This is a genomic window from Tropicimonas sp. TH_r6 (genome assembly GCF_033101155.1).
Lineage (GTDB): Bacteria > Pseudomonadota > Alphaproteobacteria > Rhodobacterales > Rhodobacteraceae > Tropicimonas.
In genome coordinates this window covers 55,692-68,141 of sequence record NZ_JAWMPX010000002.1, presented here as the reverse complement: position 1 = coordinate 68,141, position 12,450 = coordinate 55,692, and the positions used below count along the sequence as shown (strand labels likewise).

At 63.1% G+C, this 12,450-nt stretch carries 8 protein-coding genes; 3 read left to right on the top strand and 5 right to left on the bottom strand.

All coding sequences use genetic code 11. The features are described from left to right. Positions 1 to 23: 23 nt before the first annotated feature. Both typA and R3X27_RS02455 read left to right on the top strand, forming a co-directional pair. Positions 24 to 1,847: a translational GTPase TypA gene (gene typA, locus R3X27_RS02460; RefSeq protein ID WP_317707238.1), complete on the top strand. Its 1,824-nt coding sequence runs from the start codon at positions 24 to 26 to the stop codon at positions 1,845 to 1,847. Positions 1,848 to 1,998: 151 nt separating this feature from the next. Next, positions 1,999 to 2,958 carry a hypothetical protein gene (locus R3X27_RS02455; RefSeq protein WP_317707237.1) on the top strand — a complete coding sequence of 320 codons (960 nt, stop codon included), beginning with the start codon at positions 1,999 to 2,001 and terminating at the stop codon, positions 2,956 to 2,958. Positions 2,959 to 2,968: 10 nt separating this feature from the next. Here R3X27_RS02455 and R3X27_RS02450 read toward each other — a convergent pair whose 3' ends face one another. The 5 genes from R3X27_RS02450 to R3X27_RS02430 all read right to left on the bottom strand — a co-directional run bounded on the left by R3X27_RS02450 (position 2,969) and on the right by R3X27_RS02430 (position 10,927). After that, entirely contained in the window at positions 2,969 to 3,256 is a 288-nt protein-coding gene (locus R3X27_RS02450) for a DUF1330 domain-containing protein (RefSeq protein ID WP_317707236.1), read from the bottom strand. Between the two features lies 1 nt (position 3,257). Continuing rightward, positions 3,258 to 5,918, bottom strand: coding sequence for an alanine--tRNA ligase (gene alaS, locus R3X27_RS02445; RefSeq protein WP_317707235.1), 2,661 nt, complete (start codon positions 5,916 to 5,918; stop codon positions 3,258 to 3,260). Between the two features lie 164 nt (positions 5,919 to 6,082). Next, positions 6,083 to 7,147 carry a recombinase RecA gene (gene recA / locus R3X27_RS02440; protein ID WP_317707234.1) on the bottom strand — a complete coding sequence of 355 codons (1,065 nt, stop codon included), beginning with the start codon at positions 7,145 to 7,147 and terminating at the stop codon, positions 6,083 to 6,085. A 164-nt stretch (positions 7,148 to 7,311) separates the two neighbouring features. Beyond that, positions 7,312 to 9,528 carry an ATP-binding protein gene (locus R3X27_RS02435; protein ID WP_317707539.1) on the bottom strand — a complete coding sequence of 739 codons (2,217 nt, stop codon included), beginning with the start codon at positions 9,526 to 9,528 and terminating at the stop codon, positions 7,312 to 7,314. A 229-nt stretch (positions 9,529 to 9,757) separates the two neighbouring features. After that, positions 9,758 to 10,927: an RsmB/NOP family class I SAM-dependent RNA methyltransferase gene (locus tag R3X27_RS02430; RefSeq protein ID WP_317707233.1), complete on the bottom strand. Its 1,170-nt coding sequence runs from the start codon at positions 10,925 to 10,927 to the stop codon at positions 9,758 to 9,760. Between the two features lie 158 nt (positions 10,928 to 11,085). Between R3X27_RS02430 and R3X27_RS02425 the strand changes: the two genes are divergently transcribed. Next, positions 11,086 to 12,450 carry an efflux RND transporter periplasmic adaptor subunit gene (locus R3X27_RS02425; RefSeq protein WP_317707232.1) on the top strand — a complete coding sequence of 455 codons (1,365 nt, stop codon included), beginning with the start codon at positions 11,086 to 11,088 and terminating at the stop codon, positions 12,448 to 12,450.

Below are 12,450 nucleotides of genomic sequence, written 5' to 3'. Positions count from 1 at the left end.
GGCAACATTTCAAGGACACCCCAATGGACCTTCGCAATATCGCCATCATCGCCCACGTGGACCATGGCAAGACCACGCTCGTCGACGAGCTCCTCAAGCAGTCGGGCGCCTTCCGCGCCAATCAGGCCGTGGCCGAACGCGCCATGGACAGCAACGACCTCGAACGCGAACGCGGCATCACCATCTTCGCCAAGCCGACATCTGTCGAATGGCACGGCACACGGATCAACATCGTGGACACGCCCGGCCACGCCGATTTCGGCGGCGAGGTCGAACGGATCCTGAGCATGGTCGACGGCGTTGTCCTGCTCGTCGATGCTGCCGAAGGCCCGATGCCGCAGACGAAATTCGTCACCTCCAAGGCGCTGGCACTTGGTCTGCGTCCGATCGTGGTGCTCAACAAGGTCGACAAGCCAGATGCCGAGCCCGACCGCGCGCTGGACGAAGTCTTCGATCTCTTCTCCAGCCTCGACGCCAACGAGGACCAGCTCGACTTCCCACATCTCTACGCTTCCGGACGTTCCGGTTGGGCCGATGCCGAGCTTGACGGTCCGCGCAAGGATCTCGACGCACTGTTCCAACTGGTCGTCAATCACGTCCATTCGCCCAAGCAGATCAAGCGCCAGGGCGACGACTTCCGCATGTTGGCAACGACGCTTGGCGCCGACCCCTTCATCGGCCGAACCCTGACAGGCCGGGTCGAAAGCGGCACGCTCAAGGTCGGCGCGACGGTGCAGGGCCTCTCCCGTATCGGCCAGAAGATCGAACAATTCCGTATCTCCAAGATCCAGGCTTTCCGTGGCCTTGCGATGCAGGAGATCGACGAGGCACAGGCCGGCGATATCGTCACGCTCGCCGGCATGACGAAAGCCACTGTCGCGGACACGATCTGCGCCCTCGCGGTCGAGGATCCCCTCCCCGCGCAACCCATCGACCCGCCCACCATCTCCGTCACCTTCGGCATCAATGACAGCCCGCTTGCCGGGCGCGACGGAAAGAAGGTTCAGTCCCGCGTCATCCGCGAACGGCTGATGAAGGAAGCCGAGACCAATGTCGCCATCCGCGTGACCGACACGCCCGGCGGCGAGGCCTTCGACGTTGCCGGCCGGGGCGAGCTTCAGATGGGCGTGCTGATCGAGAACATGCGCCGCGAAGGGTTCGAACTTTCGATCTCCCGTCCCCGCGTGCTGCTGCGCGAGGAAGACGGCGTGACCATGGAGCCGGTGGAAGAAGTCACCATCGACGTGGATGACGAGTATTCCGGCGCCGTGATCGAGAAGCTGACCGGCGTGCGCAAAGGCGAGATGGTCGATATGCGCCAGAATGGCGGCAAGACCCGGATCATCGCCCATGTCCCCTCCCGCGGCCTCATCGGCTATTACGGCGAGTTCCTGACCGACACGCGCGGCACGGGTGTGCTCAACCGTGTCTTCTTCACATGGGCGCCGCATAAGGGCGCCATCCCCGGCCGCCGTGCCGGTGTGCTGATCTCGATGGAACAGGGCGTCTCTGTTGCCTATGCGCTGTGGAACCTCGAAGAGCGTGGCCGGATGTTCATCCCGGCGCAGGAACCGATCTACCAGGGCATGATCATCGGCGAACACAGCCGCGACAACGATCTCGAGGTGAACCCGCTCAAGGGCAAGAAGCTGACCAATGTGCGCGCCTCCGGGACCGACGACGCGGTCCGGCTGACAACACCTGTCATCATGAGCCTCGAAGAGGCCATCGCCTATATCGACGATGACGAACTGGTCGAGGTCACGCCGAACGCAATCCGCCTGCGCAAGCGGTATCTCGATCCGCATGAGCGCAAGCGTCAGGCCAAGGCTAAGACACAAGCCTGAGACGCGCGGCTTCCGGCATTCCGTCCCCAGATCGGGGCGGAATGCCACATATTAAGAATAACAAAAGACAAATCTTGTAGATTGGTTTTTATAGCTGCTAAGAAGCAAGCTATCCACTCTGTTCCGTACTGTTCCCTCGAGCCGTGCTGCCATGATCTGTTCGATAGAAGATAAGGCCTTTCAACGCCTTACAACCTTCGCAAATGCCGCCGCGCTGGATCACCGACAGTGGCGCTGGTTCCTGCGTGAATTGTCGGAAGCTTCTGGCGGCATCCGCGTTCACCTGCTCGTCCATGACAGCGAAAAAGACACCGCGCTTGGCCATATGGAACACGGCTATGACCCTGTTTTCGTGGACAGTTTCGACGCCTATTACGGGAAGCGCAATGCCTGGGCTCCGGCCTATCTGCACGCCGCTCCGGGCAAAGCCGTGCGTGCGGAGGAGTTGATCCCGGATGCGCGGTTGGAACAGACCGAGTTCTACAATGACTGGGTGCGTCCACAGGAAGACATCATCGGGCGCGGCTTCTCGGTCCTGAACCATACAGCCTCCCGTCTGACCCTCGTGGGCGGCAATATCCGCCGCAAGGATCGCGACCAGCTCGAACAACCTTTCGTCGACTTGCTGCAAAAGCTCTCACCACTGCTGCAAAACGCTTTGGCGATCTCCCATGTCCTCGGCAACATATCCATTGAAAACAAGATACTACGGGAAGGAATGGAGCCGGACATCACGGCGCTCTTCGCGCTCGACCGCCAATGCCGCATCCACTATGCCAACCGCCAGGGCCAGCGCATGATCGACCGCGGCGATGTCGTCCAGCAGGACATGAACTCCCGCCTGCGCTTCCGGGACAACCGCGCCCTCGCAGCGCTCGCGCGGTCGGTTCAGGACCTCAACCAGCCCGAAATCACCTTTGGCCTGCCCTTCTTCGCGCGCAATTCCGAACGCGGCCAGTTCCTGTGCCGGACGATTCCAGTCGGAGAGACCGAGGAACATCTCCCCTGGCTCGCCGCCAGCGGAACCTCCGTGGCGGGCTTCGTGCTGTTGCTCATGTCTCCAGTCTCGCCGGTTCAGGTCAGCCATCGCCGGGAAGCACGAATCGACTGAGCCCGCGCGGCTATTCTTCGATCTCGACGATCAGGAGCTCGCGCTCCGAAGCACCGCGCGCATGGCTCAACGCCTCCTGATAACGGTCTGAATTATAGCAATTTTCCGCAGCCTCGACACTGGGGAACCGGGCCACGACATTGCGCGGCCGCTCCTTTCCTTCAAGCTGCACATAGCGTCCGCCACGGGCGATGAACCTGCCGCCATGCTCGGCAATGGCGTCAGTGGCGATGGCGGCATATTTACCATAGGCCACGTCATCGGTCACTGTCACATGGGCAATCCAGAGTGCCGGCATCTTATCCTCCAATCACGGCTTCCGCCGCCTCGATCGCTGCTTGCGCATTCGCAGCATCCTTGCCGCCGCCCTGCGCCATATCCGGACGACCGCCGCCGCCCTTGCCGCCAAGCTCGACCACCGCCGCCTTGACAAGATCCACCGCCGAGACCGTGTCGGTCATGTCCTCGGTCACACCCGCCGCCACAGCCGCCTTGCCCTCGGCATCGGCGATCAGAAGCACCGCACCGGACCCGATCCGCGATTTGTGCTCGTCGATCAAACCGCGAAGATCCTTGCCGTTCACGCCTTTCAGCACTTGAGCAACAAAGGGTACGCCGTTGATTTTTTTGACGTCCGGCCCGCTGGAGGCGCTGCCACCGCCGGCCATCGCGAGGTCCCGGCGCAGCTGGGCGATCTCGTTTTGCATCGCCTTGCGCTCATCGATCAGGCTCTTCACCCGATCGACCAACTCGCCCTGCGGCGCTTTCACCACCGCGGCAACCTCGGCCACACGCCGGTCCTGCCCGGCCAGATAGGCGCGCGCCGCCTCGCCCGTAAGCGCTTCGACCCGGCGCACCCCGGCCGAGGACGCACTGTCGCCAAGCGCCACGAAGAGCCCGATATCGCCGGTTTGGCGCACATGTGTGCCGCCACACAGCTCAAGCGACCAGGTATCGCCGTCGGCGCCTTTGCCCGTCTTTGCCTTGCCCATGGAGACAACGCGGACCTCGTCGCCATATTTCTCGCCGAACAATGCCTGGGCGCCGATGGCGCGGGCATCGTCCGGAGTCATGATCCGGGTCTCGACGACCGAGTTCTGCCGGATAAAGGCGTTCACCTGCGCCTCGACCTCGGCCAGATCGTCGGCCGACAGCGCGTGGTTGTGGGAGAAATCGAAACGCAGCCGGTCCGGCGCGTTCAGCGAGCCGCGTTGCGCGACATGATCTCCGAGCCGCTCGCGCAGCGCCTCATGCAGCAGGTGCGTCGCGGAGTGGTTCGAACGGATCGCACCACGGCGGTCCGGATCGACGACAAGCTCGGCACCGGCGCCGGACAGGATCTCGCCCTCCGTGACCTCGGCCAAATGGATGAAGACACCCGCCACCTTCTTGGTGTCGGTGATCCGCGCCTTGCCAATTTCGGTCGACAGCGTCCCGCTGTCACCGACCTGTCCACCGGATTCGGCATAAAACGGGCTCTGGTTCAAAACGATCTGGACGCTTTCGCCCGCGCTCGCCTTTTCTATCCTGGCGCCGTCCTTGACGACGGCAAGGATCTGGCCTTCGGCCACTTCAGTGTCGTATCCAAGGAAATCAGTCGTTCCCTGCGTTTCGGCAATGTCGAACCAGACCGTTGCATCCTGCGTCTCGCCCGTTCCCGACCAGGCTGCGCGCGCCTTGGCCTTCTGCTCAGCCATCGCGGAATCGAATCCGTCCGTGTCGACGCTGCGATCCATCTCGCGCAACGCATCCTGTGTCAAATCGAGCGGGAACCCATAGGTATCGTAGAGTTTGAAGGCCGCTTCGCCCGGCAATTCCGCGCTATCGGGCAGTTTGGCCAACTCGTCGTCCAGCAGGCGGAGGCCGCGATCCAGCGTCTGGCGGAAACGAGTCTCCTCGGTCTCAAGCGTCTCCGAGATCAGCGCCTGCGCCTGCTGCAGTTCCGGATAGGCGCCACCCATCTGGCGCACCAGTTCCGGCACCAACCGGTACATCAGCGGATCTTTCACGCCAAGAAGATGCGCATGCCGCATCGCGCGTCGCATGATCCGGCGCAGCACGTAGCCGCGCCCCTCGTTGGACGGCATCACACCATCGGCGACTAGAAATGAGGTCGAACGAAGGTGATCGGCGATGACACGGTGGTGTGTCTTGCCCGGCCCGTCCGGATCGGTCGAGCTCTGGTTGGCCGACGCCTCGATCAACGCCCGCATCAGATCGGTCGCGTAATTGTCATTCGTGCCCTGCAAAAGCGCCGCGACCCGCTCGATCCCCATACCGGTATCGATGGACTGGTTGGGCAGGTCAACGCGGGAGCCGTCCTCGAACTGCTCATGTTGCATGAAGACGAGGTTCCAGATCTCGACGAAGCGGTCGCCATCTTCTTCCGGGCTGCCCGGAGGGCCACCCCAGATGTGATCGCCGTGATCGTAGAATATTTCGGAGGAAGGACCGCAGGGGCCGGTCGGTCCCATCATCCAGAAATTGTCATTGGTCGCGATGCGGATGATCCGCTCGTCGGGCAGTCCAGCAACTTTTTTCCACAGTTCAGCCGCTTCGTCATCGGTATGATAGACCGTGACCAGCAACTTGCTCTTGTCGATCTCCAGGTCTTTCGTGATCAACTCCCAGGCGTATGGGATTGCCTGTTCTTTGAAATAGTCGCCGAAGGAAAAGTTGCCGAGCATCTCGAAGAACGTGTGATGCCGCATCGTGTAGCCGACATTGTCGAGATCGTTGTGCTTGCCGCCAGCACGGACGCATTTTTGCGCCGTGGTCGCACGCTTGTAGTCCCGATGTTCGACGCCGGTGAAGAGGTTCTTGAACTGAACCATGCCGGAATTGGCGAACATCAACGTGGGATCGTTGCGGGGCACGAGTGGCGAGCTGTCCACCACCTCGTGTCCCTGACGGCGGAAATAGTCGAGGAAGGTCGATCGAATATCGTTCAGGCTTGGCATCTGGGTCTCCGGCGGATCTGCGGGGCAGATTTACCGACCCGCGCTGCAGGTGTCCACCGAATGCCACTGCTTGCGGCGTTTCTTTCTTCGATAGCGCAGTCAAAAGAAAAGCGCCCGCCCCGTAGGAGGCAGGCGCCGCAATCAGAGACTGTGGTCGTCAGACGTTACTCTTCGACCAGACTATCATCTTTCGGCATTTCGAAATCGAGACCGTGGGCCGCACGGATCTTGTCCTCGATATCGTATGCGATCGCCTCGTTTTCCTTCAGGAAGGTTTTGGCGTTTTCGCGCCCCTGCCCAATGCGCTCGTCGCCATAGGAGTACCAGGAGCCCGATTTCTCCACCACGCCGGCTTTCACGCCCAGATCCAACAACTCGCCGGTCTTGGAAATGCCCTCGCCATACATGATGTCGAACTCGACCTGCTTGAAAGGCGGCGCAACCTTGTTCTTGACGACCTTGACGCGCGTCGCATTGCCCACGACCTCATCGCGATCCTTGATCGCACCGATGCGGCGGATGTCGAGCCGGACAGACGAGTAAAACTTCAGCGCATTGCCGCCGGTGGTGGTCTCCGGGCTACCGAACATGACGCCGATCTTCATGCGAATCTGGTTGATGAAGATAACCATGCATTTTGATCGCGCGATGGAACCGGTGAGCTTGCGCATCGCCTGACTCATCAACCGCGCCTGCACGCCGACCGAGCTGTCACCCATATCGCCTTCGAGCTCCGATTTCGGCGTCAGTGCCGCGACCGAATCGACCACGACCATGGAGACCGCCCCGGAGCGCACCAGCGTGTCGGTGATCTCCAGCGCCTGTTCGCCGGTATCGGGTTGGGAAATCAGCAACTCGTCGAGATTGATCCCAAGCTTGCGCGCATATTGCGGATCAAGCGCGTGCTCGGCATCGACAAAAGCGCAAACGCCGCCTTTTTTCTGCTCTTCGGCGACGCAATGCAGGGTCAGCGTCGTCTTGCCGGAGCTTTCCGGTCCGTAGATCTCGATAATGCGTCCCTTGGGGAGGCCGCCAATACCGAGCGCGATGTCGAGGCCGAGTGAGCCGGTCGACGTCGCTTCAATCTCGGCCACGGGGTTATCGGCCCCAAGCCGCATGATGGACCCTTTGCCGAACTGACGCTCGATCTGCGCCAGAGCGCTGTCCAACGCTTTCTGTTTATCGGAACTTTTTTTGTCTGCCATGTCGAGAAGGCTCGCCGTCGCCATCGTTTCCGTCCTTATTTCATGAACCGCGCGGGGCGGCAATGACTGCTCTTGTTCACCACTTGTTCTCCACGTTATGGGGGCAAAAGAAGAACATGGCAAGAGCTGTCCCTCTGGCTGATCCTCCAACACCATGGTTGACAGGGCATGAATGCCTGTCGGCAATGCTAGTGGATCTGGTCGCGCACCGTGGCGGTCAACTCGTTCAGCGAGAAGGGTTTCGGCAGGAAGATCGAATTCGGAATTCCCGCCTGTTCGTCGGAGAATCGGTCCTCGGCATAACCGGAAACGAAGACAACACGCACTTCGGGACGTTCCTTGAGCGCCAAGCGTACCCAGGTCGGGCCATCCATACCGGGCATGACCACATCGGTCACAAAGACATCGACCTTCAGGCTGGAATCCGAAAGGGTATCCAGGGCTTCCTCGGCGTTCTCGGCCTCGATCACGGTATAGCCGCGCATGCGCAACGCGCGGGACGCGAAGGCTCGGACCGGCGCTTCGTCCTCGACCAGCATGACGACGCCTTCCTCCTGCTGGAGCTGAACCGTCCCGGGGAGTTCCTGCTTGAGCACGCTTTGCTCCGCCGGACGGTCATAGGCTTGGAAGTAGAGGGAAAAGCTGGTCCCGGAGCCGACTTCGGAGTCGACGAAAATGAAGCCACCCGTCTGCTTGATGATGCCATAGGCCGTGGAGAGTCCAAGTCCCGTGCCTTCTCCGGTACGTTTGGTGGTGAAGAACGGTTCGAATATCTTCGCCAGCTTGTCGGCCGGAATTCCGACCCCCTCATCCTCTACCCTGACGACGACATAATCGCCCGCCGGGACGGTGGCGCGATCCCGCACCAGCGGCTCGTTGATCCGCTTGCTCTCAGTCACGATGCGGATCTCACCACCATTCGGCATCGCGTCACGCGCATTCACGACGAGATTCATCAAGACCTGCTCCAGCTGACGTTTGTCCGCACGCACCGGACGCAGCCCCGGATCATGCGAGAGCGAGAGCGTCACCTTCTCGCCCACGAGCCGGTTCAGCAAATGGGTCAGATCGGAAAGCGTGTCGCGCAGGTCGAGAATCTCCGGCTGGAGATTCTGTTTGCGGGAAAAGGCAAGGAGTTGGCCGACCAGGCTGGCGGCGCGGTTGGCATTCTGGTTGATCTGTACGAGATCGGCGTAGTCCTGATCGCCTTGATCGTGGCGCAGCAGGAGAAGGTCGCAGTGACCGGAGATAGCCGTCAACAAGTTGTTGAAATCATGGGCAACACCGCCCGCCAACTGGCCAATCGCTTGCATCTTCTGGCTTTGCACGAACTGCGCCTCAAGCGTCTTCAGCTCTGTGGCGTCATTGATGACAACATTCAGGATCGTCCGGCCGTCCTCGACATGCCGACCGAGCGTGACCTGAAGATAAAGCTCCTTGTCCGGCACGCTGGCTCTGACGAATTCCGGACGGCCCAGCCCACGGCCATCGGCCGCATCCATAAGCCAGTCCTTGACCGAGCGGCCAAGCCCTTCAACCAGCGTGTGGAATTCAGACTCCGGATCTGCGGCCGAACCGAACATCTCCCGTGCCGCGGCGTTGGAGAACAGGATTTTGCCTTCCCGGTCCAGTCTCAACAGCGCCACCGGAAGAACGCCAAGGCTCACTTCTCCATCGCGCGTGACGTCAGCTACTGCTGGCGTTTGCTCGTCCTCCGCACCGTCGCCGATCGGGATGAGAAACACTTCCTGACGACCGCCTGCTCCGTCGATTTCCACCACGCGAACGCGGACCGGCCCGTCGGCCCCCTGGACACGGTGGATCTGGTTCGGGACCAGCGGCAGGTCCGAAAAGACGCGTTCCAGCGTCTTGACACGGCCGCCGAGGATCCGGCGCAGCGCATCATTCATGAACAGGATCGTCCCCGAACGACTGACCGTCATCATTGGCAGGGACAGCGAATCCACGCCGCGCCCGACATGGTTGCGCTCAACGAGATCCTCGAGCCGCCAGAGATAGCGCTCGTCGTCGATCTGGTGCACCGCGAGTCGGACATGGCCCCGGCGCGTGACGATGTCTTCGCGTGCCGCGCCGCGCGCCTCGGCCCGGTTTTGCAGCCGCATCAGCACGGCGGCCGGGTTGGCGAACATATCCCGCAGACACCGCACCAGCGTCTCTTCCGGCCCCGCACCGACGCCGAAGCGATCCCGCGCGGCCTTGTTGCGATGCTCGATCACCCCGTCGATATCGGCTGTGAAGCTGGGTGCGACATCATTCTCGATGAAGACCGAAACTGCATCGGCGGCCTGAACCTTGCGCTCCGTCTCGCGCGAGGAAAACAGGCGGATCAGAAGGGCGAGCGCAGCAAGCGAGCCCCCGGATCCGAACAGGACGAGGCCGACCATTGGGTCCGGCACGTAGAAGGCTGCGCCGAAAAGCACCAGCGCAAAAACCCCAACATGAAGCGCCCGCCCGGCAAAGCCGGAAGCCGTTCGGGTCACGGGGGCGGGGGCGAGCGCCGGATGCGACAAGGGTCTTCTCCCATTCGATTCGTTTCCCCCGTATTTCGGTCGCAATTTGTTAATCCTCGCTTAAGGCAAATCACCAAAACGAAAATAGCTCCCCCGAATGCTGTTATGCTCCCCTTTCAGCGCGCAGGATTGCAAGGAAAAACCCGTCCCCGCCCTGAAGCGGCGACAGCCGGATCTCGCGCTCCAGCCGCCAGCCGGGGCGTTCGACGAGAAATTGCTCCTGTTGCGCCTCGTTCTCCGCATCCAGCAGTGAACAGGTCATGTAGGCCAGCGCCCCGCCCGGCGCGACGAGATCTGACGCGCGGGAAAGGATGCTGCGCTGAAGCTGCAGGATGCCGGCAAGACCGTCTGCATCCAGGCGCCATTTGGCGTCTGGCTGCCGTCGCCAGGCACCGCTCCCCGAACAGGGCACATCGGTGACAACAAGATCGTACGCGCCGGCCTCCAGATCGGACTCCTCAAGCGGCGTGAGGCGGGCAGCGGCCCGGCGGGCCCGTTCGGGGATATTGGCCATCCGCCGGGGGTTGCCATCATGCACGAAGATCTCGCCGCCCTTGCGGGCGGCCAACGCCAGCGCCTTGCCGCCGCCGCCGGCGCAATAGTCGAGAACGCGCCCCGACGCGGGCAAGGGCACGGCAGCCGCGACCGCCTGCGACGACGCATCCTGGATCTCGATCAGCCCGTCACGATAGGCCTGACCGTTGCGCAGCGCCCGGGCGCCGCCCAGGACGCGAAGCGCCGTATCGCAGAGCGGGTGCGGCTCGGTTTCCACCCCATCCTCGGCCAGCGCGCGCGCGGCTTCCGTCGGCGTGCCGCGCAACAGGTTCGCCCGCAGGAAGAGATCGGCACGCCCGCGCAACCGCTGCAGCACCGGGGAGAAATCCGCGCCGAGACTGCTGCGCAGATCCTCTTCGAGCCAGTCCGGGCAGTCGAGCGCGACCAGCTCGGGCGCGGTGTCCGCGACCGCCGCCTCATCCTCGCGCAGCGGGGCAAGCGCATATCCCTGACCGGTCAGGGAGGCGGCCGGGTCGAGGCCTTGCAAGCGCAACAGCCCGATCACCAGGCCGCGCCCCGTCTCCGCCCCGCCCGCCCAGCCGGCGGAACGGCGCTGGCGGATCGCGTCGAAAACATGGTCGCGCACGGCCGCGCGGTCCTTGGAGCCGGCGAACCGGCTGCGCCGGGCCCAGTTGGTCAGCGCCTTCTCGGCCGGCTCCCCGGCAAGATAGAGATCGAGGATCTCGGCGGCCGCTGCGAGGCGGGCTTCCGGTCTCATGGCAATACTCCCCTTCGCCGCCCCGGCATGTCCCTGTGCCGCGCTCAATGGGCGCAGCACCGCATCGGCGGTCCCTGCCCTATTGTCTTTTTTGTCCGTTCGACGCAACCGAAGAGGGTGACCCTCGTCGACAGCCCGTCCCGAAATGGAGACACGCCATGAACCTGCGCCCCCTGCTGATCATCCCGCCGCTTCTGGCCGGCTTCTTCGGGTTTCGGATGATGACGCAGGAGGGCGATGTGCCGACCTCGACTCCGAAGGAGAACCGGCTCGCAGTTCGGGTGATCGAGCTGGAGCCGCACCCGGTTGCGGCCACGGCGGTGGGCTATGGCCGCGTCGAGCCGGTGCGGGACTGGTCGGCAATCTCCGAGGTTCAGGGGCGGATCGTGACGCTGGCCGAGGGGCTCGCCGTGGGCAGCATCGTCGAGGCGGGCACCGTGCTGGCCGAGATCGACCGCACCGATTACGAGCTCGCACGGCAAAAGTCCCTCGCCAATATTTCCGCCGCCGAGGCGCAGCTCGCCGAACTGGACCGGCAGGAGGTCAATTCGCGCGCCTCGCTGGCGGTCGAGAAGCGGATCCTGGAAGTGGCCCAGGCCGAATATGACCGGATCGATTCCCTCGTCGGGCGCGGCACCTCGACCCAGGCGGCGCTGGACGGCGCCCAGAAAACCCTGCTGGCACAGACCAATTCCGTGACCCAGCTGGAGAACACCCTCGCCCTCTTCCCCTCGCAGCGCGACAGCCTGCAGGCCACGCTCGCTGTGCGCCGCGCCGAGCTGGCCGAGGCCGAACGCAGCCTCGAAAAGGCAACCATCCGCGCGCCCTTCCGCGGCCGGGTCAGCGAACTCAATGCGGAGAGCGGGCAATTTGCCCGCAGCGGCGACACGCTGCTGAAGATGGATGACACCGCCGCCGTCGAGATCACTGCCGAGATCCAGCCGACCGAATTCGTGCCGATGATCACCGTCGCCCTCGGCGACCGTTTCGACGGCGACAGCGTGGTCGACGTGGCGCAGGCGGTGCAGATCCTGACCGAGGCCGGAGTCACCGCCGCCGTTTCGATGCAGATTGCCGGGATCGAGGCGCATTGGCCGGCCGAGATCGTGCGGCTGCGCGGCACGATGGACAGCGAGACCGGCACGCTCGGCCTTGTCGTCCGGGTCAAGGATCCGCTCTTCAGCAAGCGCAAGATCAACCGCCCGCCGCTCAATGTGGGCGCCTTCGTCACCGTCACCTTTTCCACCGAGCCACGGCCCGACGGCATGACCGTCCCCCGCGCCGCGCTGCGCTATGACGATGAGGGCGCCTCCTTCGTCTATATTGCCGATGCGCAGGAACAGCTTGCGGTGCTGCCGGTCGAGACCGGGCAGGTCATCGGCGAGAATGTCCTGGTGCTCGACGGGCTGGCGGGCGGCGAGCTGCTGGTGCTGACCGATCCGCGCCCGCCGGTGCTCGGCACGCCGCTGGAGCTTGTCCGGCCGCAGGTCGGATCGCAGGCCGTGCCGCAGGGAGATCAGTGA

Excerpts from the sequence above, each read along its gene's own strand:
- R3X27_RS02435 (WP_317707539.1), bottom strand. The coding sequence starts at position 9,528 with ATGGTCGGCCTCGTCCTGTTCGGATCCGGGGGCTCGCTTGCTGCGCTC.
- R3X27_RS02425 (WP_317707232.1), top strand. The coding sequence starts at position 11,086 with ATGAACCTGCGCCCCCTGCTGATCATCCCGCCGCTTCTGGCCGGCTTC.
- recA (WP_317707234.1), bottom strand. The coding sequence starts at position 7,147 with ATGGCGACGGCGAGCCTTCTCGACATGGCAGACAAAAAAAGTTCCGAT.
- R3X27_RS02450 (WP_317707236.1), bottom strand. The coding sequence starts at position 3,256 with ATGCCGGCACTCTGGATTGCCCATGTGACAGTGACCGATGACGTGGCC.
- typA (WP_317707238.1), top strand. The coding sequence starts at position 24 with ATGGACCTTCGCAATATCGCCATCATCGCCCACGTGGACCATGGCAAG.
- R3X27_RS02430 (WP_317707233.1), bottom strand. The coding sequence starts at position 10,927 with ATGAGACCGGAAGCCCGCCTCGCAGCGGCCGCCGAGATCCTCGATCTC.
- R3X27_RS02455 (WP_317707237.1), top strand. The coding sequence starts at position 1,999 with ATGATCTGTTCGATAGAAGATAAGGCCTTTCAACGCCTTACAACCTTC.
- alaS (WP_317707235.1), bottom strand. The coding sequence starts at position 5,918 with ATGCCAAGCCTGAACGATATTCGATCGACCTTCCTCGACTATTTCCGC.